At 38.1% G+C, this 25,172-nt stretch carries 23 protein-coding genes, 2 riboswitches and 2 other annotated features; all 23 genes read left to right on the top strand.

Features of this window, described 5'->3' with window-relative positions; genetic code table 11:
• Positions 1 to 23: 23 nt before the first annotated feature.
• The 23 genes from GKE48_RS02855 (at position 24) to GKE48_RS02745 (ending at position 25,166) form a co-directional block, all read left to right on the top strand.
• A complete protein-coding gene (locus GKE48_RS02855; protein ID WP_154300402.1) occupies positions 24 to 1,451 on the top strand; it encodes an MFS transporter in 1,428 nt (475 codons plus the stop codon).
• A 13-nt stretch (positions 1,452 to 1,464) separates the two neighbouring features.
• On the top strand, positions 1,465 to 3,312 hold the full coding sequence (locus tag GKE48_RS02850) for an alpha-amylase family glycosyl hydrolase (protein WP_154300401.1): 1,848 nt from the start codon (positions 1,465 to 1,467) through the stop codon (positions 3,310 to 3,312).
• Positions 3,312 to 4,199, top strand: a complete 888-nt coding sequence (locus GKE48_RS02845; protein ID WP_154300400.1) for an HD domain-containing protein — start codon at positions 3,312 to 3,314, stop codon at positions 4,197 to 4,199. The genes GKE48_RS02850 and GKE48_RS02845 overlap by 1 nt, the downstream gene beginning before the upstream one ends.
• Positions 4,192 to 4,833 (top strand): HAD family hydrolase, encoded by a 642-nt coding sequence (locus GKE48_RS02840; RefSeq protein WP_154300399.1) that lies wholly within the window; start codon positions 4,192 to 4,194, stop codon positions 4,831 to 4,833. The genes GKE48_RS02845 and GKE48_RS02840 overlap by 8 nt, the downstream gene beginning before the upstream one ends.
• Positions 4,834 to 5,074: 241 nt before the next feature.
• A riboswitch (cyclic di-GMP riboswitch) is annotated at positions 5,075 to 5,212 on the top strand.
• An 802-nt stretch (positions 5,213 to 6,014) separates the two neighbouring features.
• Positions 6,015 to 6,152: riboswitch (cyclic di-GMP riboswitch) on the top strand.
• Positions 6,153 to 6,364: 212 nt separating this feature from the next.
• Entirely contained in the window at positions 6,365 to 6,721 is a 357-nt protein-coding gene (locus tag GKE48_RS02835; protein WP_154300398.1) for a hypothetical protein, read from the top strand.
• Positions 6,722 to 6,776: 55 nt separating this feature from the next.
• On the top strand, positions 6,777 to 7,148 hold the full coding sequence (locus GKE48_RS02830) for a hypothetical protein (RefSeq protein ID WP_154300397.1): 372 nt from the start codon (positions 6,777 to 6,779) through the stop codon (positions 7,146 to 7,148).
• Between the two features lie 56 nt (positions 7,149 to 7,204).
• Positions 7,205 to 7,489, top strand: a binding site (T-box leader).
• A gap of 88 nt (positions 7,490 to 7,577) precedes the next feature.
• Positions 7,578 to 8,996 (top strand): anthranilate synthase component I, encoded by a 1,419-nt coding sequence (gene trpE, locus GKE48_RS02825; RefSeq protein WP_119218675.1) that lies wholly within the window; start codon positions 7,578 to 7,580, stop codon positions 8,994 to 8,996.
• Positions 8,993 to 9,562, top strand: a complete 570-nt coding sequence (locus GKE48_RS02820; RefSeq protein ID WP_022098215.1) for an anthranilate synthase component II — start codon at positions 8,993 to 8,995, stop codon at positions 9,560 to 9,562. The genes trpE and GKE48_RS02820 overlap by 4 nt, the downstream gene beginning before the upstream one ends.
• On the top strand, positions 9,562 to 10,368 hold the full coding sequence (trpC, locus tag GKE48_RS02815; protein WP_055215649.1) for an indole-3-glycerol phosphate synthase TrpC: 807 nt from the start codon (positions 9,562 to 9,564) through the stop codon (positions 10,366 to 10,368). The genes GKE48_RS02820 and trpC overlap by 1 nt, the downstream gene beginning before the upstream one ends.
• Positions 10,352 to 11,005, top strand: coding sequence for a phosphoribosylanthranilate isomerase (locus tag GKE48_RS02810; RefSeq protein ID WP_055215648.1), 654 nt, complete (start codon positions 10,352 to 10,354; stop codon positions 11,003 to 11,005). The genes trpC and GKE48_RS02810 overlap by 17 nt, the downstream gene beginning before the upstream one ends.
• A gap of 20 nt (positions 11,006 to 11,025) precedes the next feature.
• Entirely contained in the window at positions 11,026 to 12,213 is a 1,188-nt protein-coding gene (gene trpB, locus GKE48_RS02805; protein WP_055215647.1) for a tryptophan synthase subunit beta, read from the top strand.
• The gene (gene trpA / locus GKE48_RS02800; RefSeq protein ID WP_055215646.1) at positions 12,213 to 13,007 is read left to right on the top strand and encodes a tryptophan synthase subunit alpha; all 795 of its coding nucleotides are present in this window, start codon (positions 12,213 to 12,215) and stop codon (positions 13,005 to 13,007) included. Before trpB ends, trpA begins: the two co-directional genes overlap by 1 nt.
• The gene (locus tag GKE48_RS02795) at positions 13,007 to 13,333 is read left to right on the top strand and encodes a DUF3837 domain-containing protein (protein WP_012739532.1); all 327 of its coding nucleotides are present in this window, start codon (positions 13,007 to 13,009) and stop codon (positions 13,331 to 13,333) included. Before trpA ends, GKE48_RS02795 begins: the two co-directional genes overlap by 1 nt.
• A gap of 107 nt (positions 13,334 to 13,440) precedes the next feature.
• Positions 13,441 to 13,692 carry an HPr family phosphocarrier protein gene (locus GKE48_RS02790; RefSeq protein ID WP_012739531.1) on the top strand — a complete coding sequence of 84 codons (252 nt, stop codon included), beginning with the start codon at positions 13,441 to 13,443 and terminating at the stop codon, positions 13,690 to 13,692.
• Positions 13,693 to 13,717: 25 nt separating this feature from the next.
• Positions 13,718 to 14,209 (top strand): DUF6465 family protein, encoded by a 492-nt coding sequence (locus tag GKE48_RS02785; RefSeq protein WP_055215645.1) that lies wholly within the window; start codon positions 13,718 to 13,720, stop codon positions 14,207 to 14,209.
• Positions 14,210 to 14,409: 200 nt separating this feature from the next.
• Positions 14,410 to 14,907, top strand: a complete 498-nt coding sequence (locus tag GKE48_RS02780) for a CarD family transcriptional regulator (RefSeq protein ID WP_055215644.1) — start codon at positions 14,410 to 14,412, stop codon at positions 14,905 to 14,907.
• Between the two features lie 35 nt (positions 14,908 to 14,942).
• Positions 14,943 to 16,283, top strand: a complete 1,341-nt coding sequence (locus GKE48_RS02775; protein ID WP_154300396.1) for an MATE family efflux transporter — start codon at positions 14,943 to 14,945, stop codon at positions 16,281 to 16,283.
• 3 nt (positions 16,284 to 16,286) lie between these two features.
• Entirely contained in the window at positions 16,287 to 19,055 is a 2,769-nt protein-coding gene (locus GKE48_RS02770) for an FAD-dependent oxidoreductase (protein ID WP_154300395.1), read from the top strand.
• A gap of 5 nt (positions 19,056 to 19,060) precedes the next feature.
• A complete protein-coding gene (locus GKE48_RS02765) occupies positions 19,061 to 19,408 on the top strand; it encodes a hydrogenase maturation nickel metallochaperone HypA (RefSeq protein WP_022098224.1) in 348 nt (115 codons plus the stop codon).
• Between the two features lie 51 nt (positions 19,409 to 19,459).
• Positions 19,460 to 19,690 (top strand) — a binding site (T-box leader).
• 207 nt (positions 19,691 to 19,897) lie between these two features.
• Positions 19,898 to 22,549 carry a valine--tRNA ligase gene (locus GKE48_RS02760; RefSeq protein WP_022098225.1) on the top strand — a complete coding sequence of 884 codons (2,652 nt, stop codon included), beginning with the start codon at positions 19,898 to 19,900 and terminating at the stop codon, positions 22,547 to 22,549.
• Positions 22,550 to 22,573: 24 nt separating this feature from the next.
• Entirely contained in the window at positions 22,574 to 22,915 is a 342-nt protein-coding gene (locus GKE48_RS02755; RefSeq protein WP_022098226.1) for a PAS domain-containing protein, read from the top strand.
• 68 nt (positions 22,916 to 22,983) lie between these two features.
• Positions 22,984 to 23,136 carry a hypothetical protein gene (locus tag GKE48_RS02750; protein ID WP_022098227.1) on the top strand — a complete coding sequence of 51 codons (153 nt, stop codon included), beginning with the start codon at positions 22,984 to 22,986 and terminating at the stop codon, positions 23,134 to 23,136.
• Between the two features lie 50 nt (positions 23,137 to 23,186).
• Complete coding sequence (locus GKE48_RS02745) at positions 23,187 to 25,166, top strand: NAD(+) synthase (protein WP_154300394.1); 1,980 nt, start codon at positions 23,187 to 23,189, stop codon at positions 25,164 to 25,166.
• Positions 25,167 to 25,172 lie beyond the last annotated feature (6 nt).

Here is a 25,172-nt window from a genome sequence, read left to right as displayed (position 1 = left end):
AAATGTATTGGCAGGATTAATATATGGAGAATAAGCATGGGCATATAGAGCAGAACAGAGCCAGAATATGGCAGATTGGCTTGTTTTCTCTTAATAATACATCAACTAATCTGTTTCTTGCGATGATGGGATATGTCTCATATTATGCTAATGGAATAGCAGGTCTTTCAGTTGTGCTTATTTCAGTTATTCTTACGGGAATGAGAATATTTGATGGGGTAACAGATCCGGTAATAGGGTATTTTATAGATAAGACTAATGGAAAATATGGTAAATTCAGGCCTTATATTGTTATAGGATACTTACTAATGGCAATTAGCAGTCTTGTACTGTTCTTTACTACAAGCCTTGTTCCAGTTATTTTAAGACCATTGTATTTTATAATTGTATATTCAGTATATATAATAGGATACACATTTCAGACAGCAGTTGTAAAGTCTGGACAATCGGTAATTACTAATGACATGAAGCAGAGGCCAATGATAACATTTTTTGACTCAACATTTATAATGTTCGCACATGGTCTGGTTGCTTTCTATGTGTCAGTGTATCTGATTGAGAAATACAAGACATTCCAGTCACAGGCACTTTTCTCAGAGTTCGTAATCACAGTGGTTATTGTAGCCGGAATATGCTCAGCACTGGCTGTTGTGGGAATATGGAGTAAGGATAATGTAAAGTACTTCAAGCTTGATGAGGATAAGAAGCAGCAGATACATTTCAGGGATTATGCGGCTATAATTAAACACAACAAGCCAATCAGAATGCTTGTTATTGCGGCGGCATCTAACAAATTCGCACAGATGGTATATGGTAATTCAACAGTTCTTGTAATGCTTTATGGAATACTGATGCAGAATTATCCGCTGGCTGGTATAATTGGAATAATTGTAGGTATTCCTAATCTGGGAATAATATATATTGGGATAGAGCATGCCAAGCGATGCGGACAGAAGAAGACACTTGTAAGGTCAACATATCTTGCAATTATTTTTCAGACGATACTTATGTTTATGATGATATTTTCAGACCTTACAAATGTATCATTAAGACATATTAACTTTATAACGGTAGCGTTTTTGTTAGTGTTTACGCTGCTTAACGGAGTAAAATCAATATCTAATAATATAGTTGTTCCTATGATTGCCGATTGTACTGATTACGAATATACACTGAGCGGACATTTTGTGCCGGGAATAATGGGAGCACTGTTTTCATTTATTGACAAATCATTTTCAGCACTTGGAACAGGATTTGTAGGAATAGCACTTGCGATAGCAGGGTATTCTAAAGTTTTTCCGCAGGTGGAGGACCAACTGACACCACAGCTTAAGTTTCTGACAATATTTTTCTATTGCATAATTCCGATAATAGGCTGGATTGTGACAATATTTATAATGAGATTCTATAAGCTGGATAAGAATACCATGAAGGGCTTGTATAAGAAATAGAGTGGAGATTAATATGCTTATTAGTAAAGGAAATCCCATGCTTATGGGATGCAGCAGATATAAGGACGGATATAATTTTACATATGAGGCAGAATGTGACAGTGCAGCTCTGCTGATTTTTGATGCACATATGAAGCCAAAAGAACGGATAGAACTGGATTCGTCAATGAAATGTGGAAATATATTTTCAGTTCATGTGTCTGGCAGGAGACTGGATACATGTTTCTACTGCTATGAGATAGATGGCTTAATGTATCTTGACCCATATGCAAAGGCGATAACGGATTGCGGAAGATTTGGACAGACGGACAAGGAAGATATGTATCTGGCTGCGATTGATGTGGCAGATTATGACTGGGAAGATGACAGACCGCTTAATTATGATTACAGCGACTGTATATTCTATAAGATGAATGTAAGAGGTTTTACTAAAAGCATAACATCTAAGGTTAAAGATAAAGGAACATTTTCAGGAATAATTAACAAGATTCCATATCTTAAGGAACTTGGAATCACAACTATTGAGTTACAGCCCGCATATGAATTTGATGAAATAGGCCGTTTTCCACAGCTGACTGATACTATAATGTCAAAATACGGAGCCGGAACACATTACAGCGTGGATAAGAATACGCGGAAAATTAATTACTGGGGATATGTCGGAGGATTTTATTTCGCACCTAAGGCATCATATTCTTCAATTGCTTCAAAGCATCCGGGGGTGTTTAGGGATTATACAGTTGAATTTAAGAATATGGTTAAAGAATTGCACAGAAATGGCATTGAAGTCGTTATGGAAATGTTTTTTACTGACGAAAGTACAGGCTTTATCTTGCAGTGTGTAAGACACTGGGTTACAGAATATCATATTGATGGTGTACATGTATATTGTGATGAGTCTGCACTTAAAGCACTTTCACAGGATGCACTTTTAGCGGATACTAAGATTATAACTGTATACTGGAATGGTAAAACCGGAACGAAGAAGCATATGGCTAATTATAATAATGATTTCCAGAATATTGCGCGTCGCCTGTTAAAGGGTGACGAGAATATGCTTGGAGAATTTGCGGCTATATCAAGAAAGAATGAAGCAAACAGTGCAAGTATTAATTATATTGCCAACAACAATGGATTTACTCTTAATGACCTTGTGAGCTTCGACAGAAAGCATAATGAGCTTAATGGTGAGAATAACAGGGATGGTGAGGATTTTAATTTCAGCTGGAACTGTGGCGAGGAAGGTTCGACAAGAAAGAGAAAGATTAAAGAACTAAGAATGCGTCAGATTAAAAATGCACTGGCATTTGTTTTCTTATCGGCAGGTACTCCTCTTATACTTGCCGGAGACGAGTTTGGCAATTCACAGAATGGTAACAATAATCCGTATTGTGTTGACAGTGAACTTTCATGGGTTAACTGGAAGGAAACTAAAGAGGGAAAAGAAATTCTTGAATGGACAAAGGCTCTTATACAGTTCAGACAGAATAATAAGATACTTCATATGCCGCAGTCGCTTACTTTAAGTGACAGGATATCATGTGGCTACCCTGATATATCATATCATGGAACTAATGCGTGGTATGCACAGATGAATACATATGACAGACATTTAGGAATTATGTATTCATGTGTATATGGGGATGAAGAAGACCACAGTCTGATATATGCTGCATATAATATGCACTGGGAGAATCACAGCTTTGCACTTCCTAAGATTAATGGTACATGGAAGGTTGATATGAGTTCTAATGTATCAGGTGCTGTGATTGAAGATAATAACAGAAGTGTATGTGTTGAGCCACGGAGCGTTGCAATACTCACAGGAACATATGAAATTCCTGCTAAAAAGGAGAAGTAATGGACATAAAGAAGCTAGCAGATGTCAAAGACAGATTTGCAGATTACGAGAAGATATTTAATTCAGGTGATTATGACAAAGCGGCAGATATATTATCTGCAATACTTGAAAGAATAGAAGAGTGTACGGACGAGCGTAAAGCCGGAACTATGGATGATACATTTGTGAAAAAATCGGACATGGACGGCAGACCAATATATATAAGCCTTAATCATGTTATGGAATATTATGTGTACGCATGTTATTTTGAACCGGAAACGGATGTGCTGTGTACAGAACTGCCGGTTGGAGAGTACTACAGGACTTATGGCAGTCTGTGTCTAAAGTTATCGAAGTTTCGCAGAGCTGAGGATGCATTTAAGAAGGCTATATGCTGGAATCCTGTTGACCTTGATTCATATCTTGGGCTTGCAGAATGTTATAAGAATCTTAATATGCTGTCGAGATATCTTGATGTTACAAAGCAGGCATACAGATTCTGCTGCAGCCGCGCAACGATGGCAAGATATTACAGAAATATGGGATTTTATTATGTTGCCAGGTATAATACTGAGGCGGCAAGAGTGTGCTACACCTATAGCAATATATATTATCAGACAGATAATGCTGATAATGAACTTAAGTATCTTGAGCAGGCATTAAATGACAAGACACCGGAATATTCTGTTAAACAGATGCAGGAAATACTTGATAAGAATGAGGTGGAACCAGGACCTGACTCTAAGACGATAGGAATTATATACAGAGTCGGTGAACTTATGATGAATGATAAAGATTATAAGCTGGCTAGAGACTGCTTTTCAATTGTTTATGATATAACACAGGAAGCACAGTTAAAGACATTGCTTGATGAATTAGATAAAGATCTGGAGGCTGACAATGCTTAATAAATCTTATGATGGAATAATATTTGACCTTGACGGTACTATGTGGGATACAAGAAAGCCAATATGTGAGGCGTGGAATATAATACTTTCTCGTCATGAAGAGATTCACAGAACACCAATTGTCGAGACAGACCTTAACGACTGTATGGGACTTCCGATGTATGACATAGCTGCAAAACTGTTTCCACAAGAACAGGAGCAGGTAAGAAATGCACTTATGGACGAGCTGTGTACATTTGAGAATGGATATCTTGCAGAAAGAGGTGGAATTCTTTATCCACAGCTTGCAGAAACTCTTTATACACTAAGCAAGAAATATCCATTGTATATTGTGAGCAATTGTCAGGATGGTTATATTGAAAGTTTTCTTACAGCACACCTTATGTCCGATTTCTTCAAAGATACTGAATGCTGGGGAAGAACATTTCTGCCAAAGAGCGAGTCTAATAAGATACTTATAGAAAGAAACGGTCTTAAGAATCCTGTATATGTTGGCGATACATCAGGTGATGCAAAGTCTGCCAAAGATGCGGGAATAGATTTTATCTATGCTGAGTATGGATTTGGAGACGTATCCAAAGACTGCTATGTTGCTAAGATAGAGAGCTTTGCAGAGCTTGCAGAGATATTGTAGGATGGGTTTTAAGCTGGAGAGTACTTTGGGGCTTAAAGCTGTATGAGGACAGGTAGAGAGCTGGGCTGGGATAGGCTGAGAACTGTGCCAGAATATGTGAAGTTTGGAAAAGACCTACGCAAGATAGAAATTCAAGTGAGTGAGTAGGCTTTTAGCAAGAAATAAGATAAAAATCAGAAGAGATACAAATCAATCTCAATAATAGCAGTTTACAGGTGATATAAATTAATATATACTAAAAAAGTAAATATGGCAAACTTATAGAAATATAAGGACGCAAAACTAGAAGTCTAGAGGTATAAAGCTGAAAAACACTATTTTCAGTTGAGAGATTCACATAAGCATAAGTCTCTAATACTATGATAGTTCGGTTGCATTAAGAAATCTTTTAAAAATTTCTTAGTGCAGCCTTTTTTGTTTTAAATTCAGGCTTCAAAAATACCATAGGGGGGGAAAAGAAAAATTGAAGAATTTATTTAACAACTCTGAGGAAGTTAGAGAAAATACAAATAACAGCATTAAATATATTAGAAAGCATGCGAACACATTGCATCTAACGTTGTCGAATAACATGAAATATGAGGTGTAGGAAATGGAACTAATTGCAGGTATTATGTTAGATGTGTTTTTTTCGCTCGATTTATATATATAAAAACTCAATTCTACAAAACCAAAGGCATTGCGAATGGTAATGCAAATCAATACTCTTCTGAGTTTATTTATGGAAACAAAGGACATAATTATGTTTGCAGTGTAAAAAAGAATATATTTTCGATGTATCATGAAAGGGAATCTGTTTATACCATATGTGTAAAAAAAGATAATCCATATAATGGAGTTATGGGAAATGAACAGACTATATATATGATTTTGGGTATTATGTGGTTTGTATTTGATGTTTTATACATAACAATATTGGCTTTAGACGGGCTTAATTAAATAATATGGAGGAATTAAGAAAAGAAAGTTATAAAGAATGTTTTGTTAGAAATAGTAACATTAATTTTTTAAACCGGAAAGCTGTGTGAGGACAGGTAGAGGGTAGAGAAAAGACCTACGCAAGATAGAAATTCAAGTGAGTGAGTAGGCTTTTAGCAAGAAATAAGATAAAATTCAGTAGAGATACAAATCAATCTCAATAATAGCAGTTTACAGGTGATATAAATTAATATATATTAAAAAAGTAAATATGGCAAACTTATAGAAATATAAGGACGCAAAACTAGAAGTCTAGAGGTATAAAGCTGAAAAACACTATTTTCAGTTGAGAGATTCACATAAGCATAAGTCTCTAATACTATGATAGTTCGGTTGCATTAAGAATTCTTTTAAAAATTTCTTAGTGCAGCCTTTTTTGTTTTAAATTCAGGCTTCAAAAATACCATAGGGGGAAAAAGAAAAATTGAAGAATTTATTTAATAACTCTGAGGAAGTTAGAGAAAATACAAATGCTAGCATTAAATATATTAGAAAGCAAGCGAACACATTGCATCTAACGCTGTCGAATAACATGAAATATGAGGTGTAGGAAGTGGAAGGACTGGTTATAGGTATTATGATGGATCTCGTTTTTTTTGCCCGATTTTTATACATAAAAAAGCATTTCTATAAAACTAAAGGAGTTGCAAATGGCAATGGCTATAAATATCAATACGCTTCTGAGTTTATTTATGGATACAAAGGGCATAATTATGTTTGCCGTGTAAAAAAGAATATATTTTCGATGTATCATGAAAGGGGTTCTGTTTATACCATACGTGTTAACAAAGATAATCCATATAATGGAGTTATGGGAAATGAACAGACCATATATATGATTCTGAGTATTGTGTGGTTTGCACTTGTTGGCTTTTACATAATGTTATTGGCATTGGAAAGGCTTATGTAAGTGTCAATTGAGAGTGAACTTAAATTGTGAGTATATAATATGGAGGAATTAAGAAATGAAAGTTATAAAGAATATGCTGTTAGAAATAGTAACATTAATTTTGATGATGATAAACCTATATATGTTTTTTATTCAGAGTGGAATTGCAAGGATTCAGCAGACCACACAGGAAGAGTTTGATGCTTTTTGGAGAACACTTTCGATTCTGAGTTTGATTATTCTGATAATCCTTGTTGTGGTATATATTGTAAGCGTTAAAGTATTTAAAAGAACAATTGGAAAAACACTTTTAGGAGTAGTTATTCTTCTTACTGTGAATGTGATTATACTGGTACTTACAAATGCAACAACGGTTCTTATTTTTGTAGCAGCTGTTTTATACATAGTATATCTGGTTCAGACAATTGTTAATATCAGGAAATTTTAAGCTTTTGTGCTTGACGACAGATAAACATAGTGCTATTATAGGTGGCAGTTAAATATTTAAAGTCGATGATCAAAAGAGTACTTTCGGAAGGTACATCACAGAGAGCTGGCGGTGGTGGAATGTCAGTATGGAGAGCCGTAAGGAATGGGTTTGTGAGATGCGTAGATGAATTAGCAGTAGTTTACGACGCGGCCTCGCGTTACAGGGGAAGGATATATTAATTGTATCTGATAATGAGTTGAGCATACAGGTGGCATATCCGGTAAGGAGTGCCCCCTTTTTTATTAATATTACAAGTATGTTCATAAATAAGGGTGGCACCACGGTAATTCGTCCCTGACAGGAATCTGCAATATACAGGTTACTGTCAGGGACATTTTTTGTAAGCAGCAGACGCCAGTAATGAACAACGAAGGATAGGGAGGAACTATGAAACGAAGATTAAGAGCTTATAAGAAGACGGTAAGTATCGTTAATGAGAAAGCTATTGAACTATACAAAGGACTTGGAATTGAAAAGAAGGGATTTCTTCTTGAAGGAACTGACAAGGAAAGCGGACAGTATACTTTTATGGGAGTTGAACCGAATGAGATAATCCAATCAGATAAGGACAGCCTTGTTATTACAAGAAAAGATGGAAGCAGAGAGGTAAGAGAGGGCAATCCTCTTATAAGACTTAAAGAGTATTTTGATGAATTCGAGATAGTAAAGGATCCGGGAGAACTTGATTTCATCGGAGGTCTTGTTGGAAGCCTTGGATATGATTATATAAGATACACAGAAGTCCTTCCTGATGATAATCCTGATGAGATAGGAATTGAGACAATACAGCTTATGCTTGCAGACAAGTTCATTGCTATCAATCATACAGCAGAAACATTCACAGCAGTAGTGCTTGGAGAGGATTCAGAGGAAGGCAGGATTAAGGCTTTAAAGGAAGCGGAGGAGCTTATAAAGACTGCAAGAGAGGGTGTAGATAAGTTTAAGGATGATAAGCCTGATATGTCACTTGATGGTGTAATATTGAAAAAATCGGACACGCTTGAACAATATAGCAAGAAGGTTAATAAGATTAAGAATTACATAAAAGAAGGTCATATATTCCAGACTGTTCTTTCACAGAGATGGACAATAAAGACGGGACAGAGCGGTTTTAATCTCTATGAAAAATTAAGAGAACTTAATCCTTCACCATATATGTATTACTTTAATTTCGGAGATTTTGAGATAATCGGAAGTTCACCAGAAATGATTGTAAAGCAGTCAGACAATAAAGTATATACATGTCCTATAGCGGGCACAAGAAAAAGAGGAGCAACAAAGGAACAGGATATTGCTTTAGAGGAAGAACTTCTTGCAGATGAGAAAGAGAGAGCAGAGCATGTAATGTTAGTTGACCTTGCACGTAACGATATGGGTAGGATAAGTGAGATAGGAACAGTTAAGGTTGACCAGTTCATGAATATCCAGAGATATTCACATGTTATGCATATTGTTTCACTTGTTGAGGGAAGAAAGAATGGAGAATATCATCCACTTGACCTCGTATCATCATTCCTTCCAGCAGGCACATTAAGCGGTGCACCTAAGATAAGAGCAATGGAAATCATAGATGAGCTTGAGACAGTAAGAAGAGGCCTGTATGGAGGGGCTACAGGATACCTTGATTTTGGCGGTAATATGAACTTCTGCATTACAATCAGGACTATGATTAAGAAAGACGATAAGGTATATCTTCAGGCAGGTGCAGGAATTGTTGCTGATTCAAAGCCTGAGATGGAATATCAGGAGTGCTGCAATAAAGTAATGGCACTTGCAAAGACACTTGTTAAGGAGGAACATTTATGATTCTGCTGATTGATAATTATGACTCATTTACATATAACCTGTATCAGTTTATTGGAATATTTAACAGTGATATTAAGGTTGTAAGAAACGATAAGATAACAATTGAGGAGATAGAGGAGCTTGACCCTGAATCAATAGTTGTATCTCCTGGCCCTAAGAGCCCTAAAGATGCTGGAATATGTGTTGATGTAATAAAGCATTTTACAGGAAAGAAGCCGATACTTGGTATATGTTTGGGACATCAGTGCATAGGAGAAGCATTTGGCGCGACTGTTTCTTATGCAAAATGTATCATGCATGGTAAACAGTCTGAAATATACCATGATGGAACAGGAATATTTACCGGACTTGATTCACCAGTAAAGGTTGCAAGATATCATTCACTCGCTATAATTGAAAAGACTTTGCCCGACTGCCTGGAGATTATTGCCAAGACACAGGATGGAGAAATAATGGCTGTAAAACATAAGGATTATCCGGTGGTCGGATTGCAGTTCCATCCGGAGTCAATATATACAGAGCATGGCAAGAGAATGATTGAAAATTTCGTTAATGGGGTGATTTAATGATATTAGATGTTATTGTAGAGGATAAGTTAAAAAGACTTCCAGAACACAAGAAAAGAATCAGCGAAGAAGAGATGACAAGACTTGCGATTGAGAGCCAGAGAGTGTCACACAGCTTCTATGATGCACTTGCAAAGGACGGTCTTTCAATTATAAGTGAGTTCAAGAAAGCATCACCAAGTCATGGTAATATGAACAATAAGATTACTCTGGAAGAAAGGATAAAACAGTACGGTGAAAGCGCAGATGCTATTTCATGTCTTACAGAGGAAGACCATTTTAAGGGAAGTACAGAATATCTTAAGCAGATAAGACAGATGACAGACCTTCCGATTATCAGAAAGGATTTCATAATTGATCCATATCAGGTATATGAAGCAAAGGTAATAGGAGCGGATGCAGTTCTTCTCATTGCTGCGATTCTTGATGACAGTAGATTTAAAGAACTATATGACCTTGCTTACAGTTTAGGACTTGATGTTTTATGCGAGGTTCATAACGAAGAGGAAATGCAGAGAATGCTGAATCTTGATGTGAAGATTATAGGAATCAACAACCGTAATCTTAAGACATTTGAGGTTGACCTTGATACTACGAAAAAACTTGCAGATATGGTTACACCAGAGATGAGAAAAGCTGGAAAACTGCTTGTATCAGAAAGCGGTGTTGCGGATACAGACGATATTAAGGCGCTGGCAAAGAGTGGAGCAGATGCACTTCTTATAGGAACAGTGCTTATGGAAGCACCGAAGCCGGAAGAATTAATATCAGAGTTTAAAGAGGTATATAATGCTGAAAGAAAATGATTCTTTAGTACAGGTTAAGATATGCGGACTTACAAGTATGGATGATGTACACATTATAGAAAAATATGGTGCAGATTATGCAGGTATGGTACTATATTATCCAAAAAGCAGACGCAATATTGACATTAATCTGGCAGCGGTGCTTGTTGCACAATTGAAGAAATCGGACATCAAGAGCGTTGCTGTTGTTGTGTCCCCCGATGTATCACAGCTTGAAGCAATACAGAATGCAGGATTTGATTATATACAGATTCACGGTGAATTAAGTGATGATGTGTATAATGCATGCAGTGTCAGGATTATAAGAGCCGTTAACATTAAGCATCAGTCAGAAGAAGATATATATCTGGAGACTAAGCGATGGCGAAGTCTGGATAAAATATATGGACTGCTATTTGATGCGGGAGTTCCGGGGAGCGGTAAGACATTCGACTGGGAAAGTCTTAAAAAAGCGGACTGCGGTAATAAAAAATTATTCCTTGCAGGAGGACTTACACCAGACAATGTAAAAGCTGCGATAGAAGCAGTAAGGTCTGATGTTGTTGATATAAGTTCGGGCGTTGAATATGATGATGTGTCCGTTAAAGGAAAAGATGAGAGTAAAGTTAAAGCATTTATACAGAATGCAAAATTTTAAGAAAAAGAGGTAAAGAGAAAATGGCAGGAAGCAAGTATTATGGACAGTTTGGAGGACAGTATGTTTCAGAGTCACTTATGAATACTCTGGCAGAGCTTGAGAAAGCATTTGATGAGGCAATAAGAGACCCTGAATTTGCTAAGGATTATATTTATTATCTGCAGGAATATGTAGGAAGAGCAACACCACTTTATTATGCAGAAAGAATCAGTGAAAAGTATGGTGCAGATATATTCTTAAAGAGAGAGGATCTTAACCACACAGGAGCACATAAGATTAATAATGTTATTGGTCAGATTCTTCTTGCAAAGAGAATGGGCAAGACTAAGGTTATTGCTGAGACTGGTGCAGGACAGCATGGCGTTGCAACAGCTACAGGAGCAGCACTTTTTGATATGGAGTGTACAGTTTTTATGGGTGCTGAGGATATCGAGAGACAGAAGCTTAATGTGTTCAGAATGGAAATGCTTGGAGCAAAGGTTCAGCCTGTAACAACAGGAAGTGCAACGCTAAAGGATGCAACTAACGAGGCAATCAGAACATGGGCTGAAAGGGCAGAGGATACATTTTACATCATTGGTTCTGCTGTAGGACCACATCCATATCCTAAGATGGTTAAGGAATTCCAGAGAATTATCAGCACTGAGGCAAGAAAGCAGATTCTCGATAAGACAGGAAAGCTTCCTGATGCAGTTGTAGCATGTGTCGGTGGAGGTTCTAATTCAATCGGAATGTTTGCAGATTTCATCAATGATAAAGATGTAGACCTTATTGGTGTTGAGGCAGGCGGACTTGGCATTGAGACTGGAAAGCATGCATCAGCAATGGCACTTGGACAGGTTGGTGTCCTTCACGGAATGAAGACGTATCTTTTACAGGATGAAATTGGTAATATCCAGCTTGCACATTCAATCTCAGCAGGACTTGATTATCCGGGTGTAGGACCAGAACATGCTTACTTAAGAGATTCTGGAAGAGCAAAATATGTTTCAGTAACAGATAAGGAATGTATGGATGCACTTATGGAACTTTGCAGAATGGAAGGAATTATCCCGGCAATTGAAAGTGCACATGCACTTGCACATGTGTTCAAGATGGCACAGGGTGAATATAAAGGAAAGACAATTATCATGTGTCTTTCAGGCCGTGGTGATAAGGATGTTAATACAGTTCAGAAATATCTTAACGGAGAGGAGACTAACAAGTAATGAATAGAATAGAAGAAAGACTTGCAGCACTTAAAGAAGAGGGAAAGAAAGCATTTATTACATATACAACAGCAGGACTTCCAGATTACGATACAACTAAGAAGATTATGTCTGCACAGGAGAAGGCAGGAATCGATATTATGGAAATAGGTGTTCCTTTCTCAGATCCTATCGCAGATGGCCCTGTAATTCAGGATGCATCTTTCAAAGCAATACAGAATGGAGCTTCACTTGAAGGCACATTTACAATGATGGGCGAGGTAAGAAAAGCTGGTCTTAACAGCCCTGTTGTATTCATGCTTTACTATAATACTGTATATCATTATGGAGTTGAGAACTTCGTAAACAAATGTATTGAAAATGGTGTTGATGGACTTATCATTCCTGACCTTCCATTCGAGGAGCAGGGCGAGATTAAGGATGTCCTTGCAAAGAACGAGAAGTCGCCAATTCTTATCCAGCTTGTATCTCCAGTATCTAAGGGCAGGATTCCAATGCTTTTAGAAAATGCAAGAGGTTTCGTATATTGCGTTTCACAGATGGGTGTTACAGGAAAGGGGGCTAACTTCCATTCACAGATAAGAGAATATCTTACAGAAGTTAAGAAAGAATCTAAGATTCCTGTTATGATGGGATTCGGAATAAGAACAGCAGCAGATGTTGCACCGCTTGAAGATATCATTGATGGTGCAATCGTTGGCTCACATTTTATCAAGCTTCTTGAAGCTAATAATTATTCAGAGGAAGCTGCCACAGATTATGTTGCAACATTTAAGAAGGAGCTTAATGCATAATGGTACCTATATTAGCTAAGCAGGCGCTTGCGCGCAAATGCGAATTTTCTAATGCAAGAATGACTGGCAATTATGAATGTGCCTATGCTCTTGGAGTTGTGTCAGGGGCGTTGGCAATTCCTAAGGAGGAAAATGCTGCTAATCTTGTGGAATTGAAAAACAAAATAGAACCACAGTATAAAAAACTATCTTCAGAAAATGAACAGATAAAAAAATTGATTCTTTTGTTGTGTGATTATGAACCTTCTGATATATTTGATGAGCAGATGAGAGAACTTTATAATGAGGGTTATGAAGATAAATCAATAAATCTTACAATAAAATGAGGGCTGTTTATTAATTAAATTGCGAAAGCAGATGTTGACTTATATTTACTATTAGGGTATATTTACAAAAGTAACTGAAATTAAACGAAAGTAAGGTGTAATTTGTAATGACTGAGACAATCAACGTTGCTAACATTGATAAAGTACATAAGAATCCAATTGCTGAGCTTGTTCAGACTGCTTGTCAGTTTGAGAGTCATATTGATATTTCATCAGAAGGCAAGAATATTAATGCTAAAAGCTTAATGGGGATTATGGCATTTGGATTAAGAGACGGAATGTCTGTTACTATTTCAGCAGAAGGCAATGATGCAGATAAAGCTGTAGAAACAATCAAGAAGTTTCTTATTGGAGAGTAGTATTTTTATTAAGGAGGATGGAAACATGGCAAACAATGAAAAAAAGGATGGCAATGTATTTGGTGGTGCTGTAAAGACAGCAGAGGTAAAGGCAGCAGAAGCGAAGACAACTGTTAAGAAGACTGCTAAAAAAGCGGCAGCTAAGACAGAAACAGCCAAGAAGGCAGTTGAGACAGCAGCAGCTAAGGCTGAGACTAAGGTTGAAGCTAAAGTTGAAGAAGCTAAAGAGACTGTTAAGGAAGCAGCTAAGACTACAACAAAGAAAGTGGCAGCAAAGAAGACAGCAGTTAGGACTACAGCTAAGAAGGCTGTTGCCAAGAAAGAAGCTAAGACTGAGACGTTTATCCAGTACAACGATGAGCAGACAGATATGGATGCTGTTTTAAAGAGAGTTGAAGCTGATCTTAAGGCACAGAAGGTAGCAGCTAAAGATATTAAGTTATACATAAAGCCACAGGATGGAGCATGCTATTATGTTGCTGATGGAAAGGTTGCAGGAAGAGTAGATTTATTCTAATTAATAATCAGATTGATATTGGAACGTCGTTTTAATGAGTGATTCATTGAAACGGCGTTTTTTATTTATTATGTCATATGACAGATAGATTTTGTTTCGAATTTCCAGTAAAAATATACTTTGAAAAAATCTTAGAAATGTAATATAATATTAATAATTGATACGGATTTAACGAAGAATTGGAAGGAAGTACGGAGAGCATGTTTGAGATTGGTGATAAGGTAGTGTACGGAGTTGTTGGAGTGTGCGAGGTTGAAAATATTGATACACCACCTATTAAGGGAATATCAGGGGATTATTATTTTCTTCAGCCGGTATTTGACAGCAAGGGAATTATATATTCACCCGTTGACAGCAACAAGGTTATGATAAGAGGCATTATGACTGTTAAGGAATGTGACAAGTTAAAGGAAAGAGCCAGAAATTGTAAGAAAGATGGAGAACTTTCAGAAAAGGTTACACCTATGCAGTATGATGAACATATGAAATCTCAGGATGCTTTAAAGCTTATGCATCTGATTCGTGCATTATATGTCATTAAGAATGAAAGAGCTAAGGATTTAAGAAAGATGAAATCAGCAGACAGCAGGATGCTGCTTGCGGCAAGGAAGCTTTTGTATGGTGAATTTGCAGCTGTTTATAACCAGACTTTTGATGAAGTTGCTGAAGAGATGGATGCATTTTTATCAGTGGATTAATTGGGCAGAATTAAGAACTATATAGGAATATTTGTATGAAAGATTTAACTAAGGGAAGTATAACTAAGCTTATATTCTGGTTTGCATTACCGGTTTTTATAGGCTCGCTGCTTCAGATGACTTATAATCTTGTGGATACCAAGATTATAGGGTATGTATTAGGAGAAAGTTCACTGGCGGCTGTAGGGTCTACTAACTCAGTGAACACCCTTGTTATAGGCTTTTTACAGGGACTGACTAATGGATTTGCTGTTATTGCTGCACAGTTTTTTGGGGCAGGAGATACAGCTAATTTTAAGAGGACAGTTGCAGGTTCGTTCAAATATGGAATTATGATATCAGCAGGTCTGACAGTGGTTGTGCTGATATTTTTACGACCTCTTCTGAAAGTACTTAATACACCAGAGGATTTGTTAAAGGAAGCCTATGATTATATATTTATAATATTTGCAGGCATGACAATACTTATGCTTTACAATGTCTGTGCAGCCCTGTTAAGGTCGATAGGAGATTCATTTACTCCGCTTATTTTTTTAGGAATATCAGTAGTGCTTAACATTGGTGGAGACTTATTTTTCCTTAAGGTTATTCCAATGGGGGTAAGAGGTGCTGCAGTGGCAACAGTGCTTTCACAGTTTATTGCACTTATAGCCTGTCTTGTGTATTCACTTAAGAGATATGACATATTGTGGATTAGCAGGAAAGATTTTAAGACTGATGCCAGTCTGTGTGGAAAACTTATGTCAACAGGCTGTTCCATGGGCTTTATGAGCAGTCTTGTATCAATTGGCTCTGTTACATTGCAGAGTGCAATCAATTCATTTGGACAGGATATAATTCTTGCCCATACTACTGCAAGAAGATTATCAGAGCTTTTCATGATGATGTTCGGTGTGCTGGGAACTACGATGGCAACCTTTTGTGGACAGAATCTTGGAGCAGGAAAGTATGAAAGAATAAGAAAGGGCATATTAACATCAATTCTTATGGGATGGGTATGGTGTGTGTTATGTGTAATCACATCTTATACGGTAGTTCCTGCATTTGTTAAAATGCTTATAAGTTCGGATAATAGAAATGTAATAGATACAGCAACGCTGTATTTAAGAGTTGACTCGCTGCTTTATTTTGTGACAGCGATGATAACTATCATAAGAAACTCACTGCAGGGAATAGGCGACAGGCTTACTCCTATCATATCAAGTGGGATTGAGCTTGCAGGAAAGGTTGTTATAACATTTACACTTGTTCCGTTTATGGGATACTGGGGTGTTATTGTTTCAGAGCCTATAGTATGGGTTCTGATGGTTATTCCGCTTATTGTGCAGTTAATAAAGAATCCGGCATTTGCCAGAGGAAAGAATAACGGAGGATGATTTATGGCAGAGAATACTAAGAATGTTGAATTTAAGAATCCACATCCTGAGCTTCCTGTAAGAGAACCGATTCTTAAGCTTGGAAAGATGATTACTGACAGGGCAGCAATAAAGCTTGGATTGGAGAAGCTCACAGCAGATGACCCTGAGTACTGGGGACTTGCAGCAATCTGTACTGATGAGATGGCTGAGGTTGCATTAAAGATGGGAGTGCGTAAGCCAAAGACACTTCCTGAACTTGTTAAGATTACAGGTATGGATGAGAAGTATCTTGAGGAGCTTCTTAATAAGATGGCTTTTAATGGTGTAATCGAGTATAACTGGGAGAATCCAAAGCACGAGAAACAGTATGTGCTTCCTATGTTTGTTCCTGGAAGTGCGGAATTTGCCAATATGAATGATGCTGTCTTAGAGGAACATCCTGAGATGGGAAGATTCTTTGAGCGTATGAGCCGTATTCCTCTTGAGGGACTTACACATATGGTTCCACCAGGAGGTGCCGGAATCGGTATGCATGTCATTCCTGTACAGAAGGAAGTTGATATGTGTAATGAAGCCATCTCGCTTGAGAAGATTTCATACTGGCTTGATAAATACGAGGGCAAATATGCAGCAAGCCCATGTTCATGCCGTAAATCAAGAAAGACATTTGACGAGGGATGTGCAGATGATCCTGCTGACTGGTGTGTTGCTGTAGGTGATATGGCTGATTATGTCGTTGAGACTGGCAAAGGCGGAAGATACATCACTAAGGAAGAAGCACTTGAGATTTTCAAGAAGGCAGAGGATAACGGATTTGTTCACCAGATAACTAATATTGATGGTGAAGATAAGATATTTGCTATATGTAACTGTAATGTTAATGTCTGTTATGCGCTTAGGACATCACAGCTTTTCAATACTCCTAATATGTCACGTTCAGCATATGTTGCACATGTTAACAAGCAGAACTGTGTTGCATGTGGACGTTGTGTTGAATACTGTCCTGCAGGTGCATTGTCTCTTGGACAGAAGCTTTGCAGAAAGGACGGCTCAGAGGTTACATATCCTAAGATGCCGCTTCCTTCAGAACAGAAGTGGGGCAGACACATGTGGTCAGAGGACTACAGGGACAAGAACAGAATCAATACACATGAGTCAGGAACTGCTCCATGTAAGACAGCCTGTCCAGCCCATATTGCTGTACAGGGCTATTTAAAGATGGCTGCACAGGGAAGATATCAGGATGCACTCGCTCTTATCAAGAAGAACAATCCACTTCCTGCAATATGTGGTTATGTCTGTAACAGGCGTTGTGAAGACGCATGTACAAGGGGAACTATTGATGAGTCAATTGCTATTGATGAAGTTAAGAAATATATAGCAATGTTAGATATCAATGCAGAAACAAGATATGTTCCAGAAAAGGTTGTTCCTGCAACTAAGGGATATTTTGACGAGAAGGTTGCGATTATAGGAGCAGGTCCGGCTGGTATTTCATGTGCATATTACCTTGCAGAGAAAGGCTATACTAATGTGACTGTATTCGAGAAGAATAAAGAACCGGGCGGTATGGTTGTATATGGTATTCCTTCATTTGTTATGGAGAAGAATATCGTACAGGCAGAGATAGATGTATTACGGGCTATGGGTGTTGAGATAAAATGTGGTGTTGAAGTAGGTAAGGATATCACAATCGCACAGCTTCGCGAACAGGGCTATAAAGCATTTTATATTGCAGTCGGATGTCAGGGCGGTAGAAAGACTGGCGTTGCCGGAGAAGATGCTAAGGGAGTTATGACTGGCGTTGAGCTTCTCCATATAACAACTGATGATGAAAGCTATAAGCTTACAGGTGACACAGTAGTCATTGGCGGTGGTAATGTTGCCATTGATGTATCCAGAACAGCAATACGTTGTGGTTCACCTAAGGTTTCACAGGTATCTCTTGAGACAAGAGACATTATGCCAGCACTTCCAGAAGAGATTGAGACTGCTGAATCAGAAGGTATCAATATTATTGGTGGCTGGGGACCTAAAGAAATCCTTACAGAAGATGGCAAGGTTACAGGCATCGTATTTAAGAAATGTACTTCTGTTAAGGATGCAGATGGAAGATTCAATCCACAGTACGATGAGAATGAGACTATGACAATAGAATGCAGCAATGTGATAATGTCTGTCGGACAGGCAATTGAATGGGGCAGCCTTCTTGAGGGTACTAAGGTTGAATTCTGGCATGGTAATTATCCTGTTGCTGACAAGGTTACATATCAGACAGCAGAGCCGGATATCTTTGTCGGTGGTGATGTATATACAGGTCCTAAATTCGCTATTGATGCTATTGCGGCAGGTAAGCAGGGGGCTATATCTATTCACAGATATGTACAGCCACACAGCTCACTTACAATAGGCAGGGATCCTAACTATTATGTTGAACTTGATAAGGATGATTACAGCGTTGAGAAGTATGACAATACAGGCCGTCAGCGCCCAGCTAAGAAGTCAGGAGTTGATAAGCTGTCATTCAGAAGTGATGCAGGTGTATTCACAGAGGAACAGGTTAAGAAAGAAACTGCAAGATGCTTGGGCTGTGGTGCAACAATCGTTGATGAGAACCAGTGCGTAGGCTGTGGTATCTGTACAACAAAGTGTGAGTTTGATGCTATTCATCTTCAGAGAGACCTGCCAGAGTGTTCTACAATGAGAAGAAGTGAGGATAAGCTTAAGTACATTCTTCCATATGGTGCAAAGCAGGCAATCAAGATTAAATTCAAAAAGAAAAAGGACTAAAATGTATGCATGAATTAGGCGTAGTATTTCACATAATAGATGACCTCAAAGCAGTAGCTTCAGATAATGATGTTTCAAGCATATCTAAAGTTACAATTGAGCTTGGCGAAGTATCAGGAGTTGTAGAAGAATATCTTACAGACTGCTGGAAGTGGGCTTGCAAGAAAGAAGAACTTGTAAAGGACTGTGAGATGGAAGTCGAGATAATCCCGGGTATAACTTACTGCGAGGACTGCGGGGAAACTTATGAGACTGTGAAATACGCCAAAGTCTGTCCGAATTGTGGCAGTAAGCACACATATCTTATTCAGGGTAATGAGTTTAATATTAAGCAGATTGAAGTTCCTGAATAAAATGCTTGCATTTTTTTCTGTCAGATATTAAGATAGAAAAGAATTTTATATTTAAAGGCATTGAAAAAGAGGAGTACATATCCTTATCCGACAGAGAGAACCGTTCACTGGCTGAAAGATGGTTCAGGTAATAATGATATGGAAGGTAGCTTTGGAGCCGCATGGCTGAACGGTTGATTTAAGTAGGCTGTGACGTATTCCGCGTTAAGGAGTAATGAGGATTATCACAAGATAATTAAACAAAGGTGGTACCGCGTTAATAAGTTTATTTACGCCCTTTGCAGAGTATATGCCCTGCAAAGGGCTTTTTTGCGCGAACAGCGATGAGAGAAGTCATGGAAAGTTCGCAGCCGTGCTTGCATGAACTGAGAACTTTGTATGGGTTCTCGAGGAGCGCCGCGACAATGCCAGAATGAAATTCTGGCATATGAGCTGCGAGCACATAATTGGGAAAGAACCCGGAATGCAATATTAAAAAGGAGATTAATAATGAGCAAGGAATTGGAAAAGAATTATAATCCGTCTGAAATCGAAGACAGATTATATCACAAGTGGCTTGAAAAGAAGTATTTTCATGCAGAAGTAAACAGAGATAAGAAACCATTTACTATTGTTATGCCACCACCTAATATTACAGGTAAGCTGCATATGGGTCATGCGCTTGATAATACTATGCAGGATATTATCATCAGATTCAAGAGAATGCAGGGCTATGAAGCTCTCTGGATTCCTGGAACTGACCATGCTTCAATCTCAACTGAGGTTAAGGTTACTAATGCTCTTAAGGAAGAAGGAATTGACAAGCATGAGCTTGGAAGAGAGGGCTTCTTAAAGAGAACATGGGAATGGAAGAAGGAATATGGTGGAACTATCACAAGCCAGTTAAAGAAGATTGGTTCATCATGTGATTGGGACAGAGAGAGATTCACTATGGATGAAGGCTGTTCTAAGGCTGTTCAGGAAGTATTTATCAAGCTCTATGAGAAAGGACTTATATACAAGGGCTCAAGAATTGTTAACTGGTGTCCGGTATGTAATACTTCTATATCAGATGCAGAGGTTGAGCATGAGGAGCAGGCAGGACATTTCTGGCATATCAACTATCCTGTAGTTGGAGAGCCAGGAAGATATGTTGAGATTGCAACAACAAGACCAGAGACATTACTTGGAGATTCAGCCCTGGCTGTTAATCCAGATGATGAAAGATACACAGACCTTGTTGGAAAGGAAGTTGAACTTCCACTTACAGACAGAACAATACCTATTATTGCAGACCCTTATGTTGATAAGGAATTTGGTACAGGTGTAGTTAAGATTACTCCAGCACATGACCCTAACGATTTTGAGGTTGGTAAGAGACATAATTTACCAGAGATTAACATTTTAAATGATGATGCTACAATTAATAATCTTGGCGGCAAGTATGCAGGCATGGACAGATATGAAGCAAGAAAGGCTATGGTAGCTGACCTTGATGCACTTGGACTTTTAGTAAGAGTTGAAGACCATACACACAATGTTGGTACTCATGACAGATGTAAGACAACTGTTGAGCCAATGATTAAGCAGCAGTGGTTCGTTAAGATGGACGAGCTTATCAAGCCTGCTGTTGAAGGCGTTAAGAATGGTGATATTGAACTTATCCCTGCTTCTATGGATAAGACATATTATAACTGGACAGACAATATCAGAGACTGGTGTATTTCAAGACAGCTTTGGTGGGGACACAGAATTCCTGCATACTATTGCAAGGATTGTGGAGAAATGACTGTTTCAAGAGATAAGGTATGCACATGCCCTAAGTGTGGAAGTGCTAATGTTGAACAGGATCCTGATACACTTGATACATGGTTCTCATCAGCATTATGGCCATTCTCAACACTTGGCTGGCCAGATAAGACACCTGAACTTGACTACTTCTATCCTACAGATGTGCTTGTAACAGGATATGATATTATATTCTTCTGGGTAATCAGAATGATATTCTCAGGCTATGAGCATATGGGCAGGAAGCCATTTGGCAAGGTATTATTCCACGGCCTTGTAAGAGATGACCAGGGAAGAAAGATGAGTAAGTCATTAGGAAATGGTATTGATCCGCTTGAGGTTATTGATAAATATGGTGCAGATGCATTAAGATACACTCTTATCACAGGAAATGCACCTGGTAATGATATGCGTTTCTACTGGTCAAGAGTTGAGGCTAGCCGTAACTTTGCCAATAAGGTATGGAATGCTTCAAGATTTATCATGATGAATGATCCTGATAACAAGATTAAGGCTACAGATGAAAGACCTGCTAACTTAACTGATGCTGATAAGTGGATTCTTTCTAAGATGAATGGACTTATCAAAGAAGTTACAGATAATATGGAAAAATACGAACTTGGTATCGCTGTTGCCAAGCTTAATGACTTCATCTGGGAAGAATTCTGTGACTGGTATATTGAGATGGTTAAGCCAAGACTTTACAATGATGCAGACGAGACAAAGACAGCAGCTATCTGGACATTAAAGACTGTTCTTATAGATGCACTTAAGCTGCTTCATCCATATATGCCATTCATTACAGAAGAAATATTCTGCAATATTCAGGATGAGGAAGAGTCAATCATGATTTCTTCATGGCCTGTATATGATGAAACTAACAATTTCGCAGCAGAGGAGAAGGCTATTGAGACAATCAAGGAAGCTGTCCGTAATATAAGAAACTTACGTGCAGATATGAATGTTGCTCCTAGCCGTAAGGCACTTGTATATGTTGTTACAGCAAGTGAAGATGTTAAGAACATATTTAACAATTCACTTGGCTTCTTTGGAACACTTGCATATGCAAGCGAGGTTAAGGTTCAGGCTGACAAGGCTGGAATACCAGAGGATGCTGTTTCAACAGTTATACCGGATGCTGTTATCTATATTCCTTTCGCAGAGCTTGTTGATATCGACAAGGAAATAGAGAGACTTAAGAAAGAGGAAGGCAGATTACAGGGAGAAATCAAGAGATGTAACGGAATGCTTAACAATGAGAGGTTTACATCAAAAGCTCCTAAGGCAAAGATTGACGAAGAGAAGGCAAAGCTGGTAAAATATACACAGATGCTTGAGCAGGTAACTGAGCGTCTTGCAACACTTTCTAAGTAGTTTTCACGGATAAGGAGAATAATTATGGCAGAAGTAATGAAAGCAATTCCTTTTACACAGTTTTCTATGGAGATGAGAAGCGGTAAGATTATTGATATTGATGATGGATTTACAGAGCTTCTTGGATACACAGAAGATGATTTTGAGGCGGGAATTGTATTTAAGCAGTTCGTACCAAGCGTTGAGTATGAGGAAGTAATAACAGAGTTAAGAGAAAAGTTCATAGATAAGAGATATGTAAGCTATGTACAGGAGTTTGTTTCTAAAGATGGCAAGCCTCTTAAGGTAGTTGCATTCTATAAGATTGAGAATAAGCTCTTAGCTGGACACAGAGTAATAAAGGTTAGTGCAGCCGTAATTGAATAAGCACATTTAAAGTATAATAAAACCTCCACTGGTTCATAATAGATTTATGAATAAGTGGAGGTCTTTTTATGTTAGAAGATGGAATAAAGAAAAAGCTGACAGCAAGATTATTGGCTTTGGTGGTTATTATAAGCATGATATCAGCACTGACAGGGTGCAATGAACCTAAAGAGCAGGAAAACGGTGTAACACTTGTTTATGGACAATATAATCAAAAGTGACTTTTTTGTGACCTTTATTGTAAATAAATACCCAGTCTGATATAATTTTAATGTTTGACGAAAAGACATATATTGAAAGAGAGGGCAAATTGAAAGACGGATATATAAGAGCAGCAGCCATGACACCGAAGATTAAAGTGGCTGACTGTGAGTATAATATAGAGAATATCAAGTCGCTTATGAGTGAGGCTCATAAGAAGGATACTGCAATAGCTGTTTTTCCAGAAATGTGCATTACAGGTTATACGTGTAATGATTTATTCTTACATGACAGACTTCTTAATGCGGCTATTCAGGGACTTGTGGATATTAAGAAATATTCTGAAACAACACCAGGGATGATAAGCTTTGTCGGACTTCCTTATGAAATGAACGGAAAACTGTACAATGTTGTTGCAGGTATTATGAATGGATGTATTCTTGGCATGGTTCCTAAAATGTATCTTCCTAATTATGGGGAATTCTATGAAAGAAGACAGTTTACACCTGGATTTAATGAATGTGTATATGTGGATGTTGATGGTGAAGAGGTTCCCTTTGGAAGTGAATTATTATTTACATTTAATAATAACAGAAAAGTTAAGATTGGCGTTGAGATATGTGAGGATCTGTGGACACCACAGCCGCCAAGCATAAAGCATGCTATGAATGGTGCAACTATTATTGTAAATGCATCGGCAAGCAATGAAACTATTGGCAAAGATACATATAGGAAACAGCTTGTTTCAGGGCAGTCTGCAAGACTTGTGTGCGGATATGTGTACTCAAGTGCTGGAGGAGGAGAATCTACCCAGGATATTGTGTTCTCAGCACATAACCTTATATGTGAGAATGGTTCTACACTTGCAGAGGCGCATAAATTTGCTGATGAATCGGTATATGCTGATATTGATGTAGAGAGAATATGCTCTGAGCGAAGAAGAATGAGTACATATGCAGTTGATGAGAACAGCACATATACAGAGGTGCAGGCACAGAATTTTATCAATAAAGAACTAGAGCTTATAAGATATTTTGATAAAGCTCCTTTTGTACCTTCTGATAAGAAGGAAAGAGATTCAAGATGTGAGGAAATTCTTAATATCCAGTCATATGGACTCAAGAAGAGACTTGAACATACGAATTGTAAGAATGCAGTAATTGGAATATCGGGCGGACTTGACTCTACACTGGCACTTCTTGTGACTGTAAGGGCATTTGATCTGTGCGGCTTTGACAGAAGCGGAATTCATTGTATTACAATGCCATGCTTTGGCACAACAGACAGAACATATAACAATGCTGTGAAGCTTACTAAGCAGCTTGGATGTTCACTCCGTGAAATCAATATCATGAAGGCTGTTAGACAGCATTTTGAAGATATCGGACATGATGAGAATAATCACAATGTGACTTACGAGAATGGACAGGCAAGAGAGAGAACACAGATACTTATGGATATTGCCAACCAGACTAACGGCATGGTGATTGGAACAGGCGATATGTCAGAACTGGCACTTGGATGGGCAACATACAATGGCGACCATATGTCAATGTATGGAGTAAATGCATCAGTACCTAAGACACTTGTAAGGCATTTGGTACAGTTCTATGCAGATACATGCGGCAATGAAGAACTGTCATCAGTTCTTAACGATGTGCTTGATACACCGGTAAGCCCTGAGCTTCTTCCACCTAAGGATGATGGTACTATTGCACAGAAGACAGAAGATCTGGTTGGACCTTATGAGCTGCACGATTTCTTTATGTATCATATGCTAAGATTCGGTGCAGAGCCTGAGAAGATATTCAGAATAGCAAAGTACGCATTTGCAGGAGAATATGATGATAAGACTATCTATAAGTGGCTAAGAACGTTCACATGGAGATTCTTTGCGCAGCAGTTTAAGCGCTCGTGTCTGCCTGACGGGCCTAAGGTTGGTTCAGTTGCAGTATCACCAAGAGGTGATTTAAGAATGCCAAGTGATGCAAGTTCACATGAGTGGATGAAGCAGTTAGACAGAATTAAAGAAATTAATGGATATGAATAGGGAGGA

Source organism: Lachnospira eligens (assembly GCF_009680455.1).
In the GTDB taxonomy this organism is placed as follows: domain Bacteria; phylum Bacillota; class Clostridia; order Lachnospirales; family Lachnospiraceae; genus Lachnospira; species Lachnospira eligens_A.
Note: the sequence above shows the minus strand (reverse complement) of the source record. Positions and strands in the feature narration are given on the sequence as shown.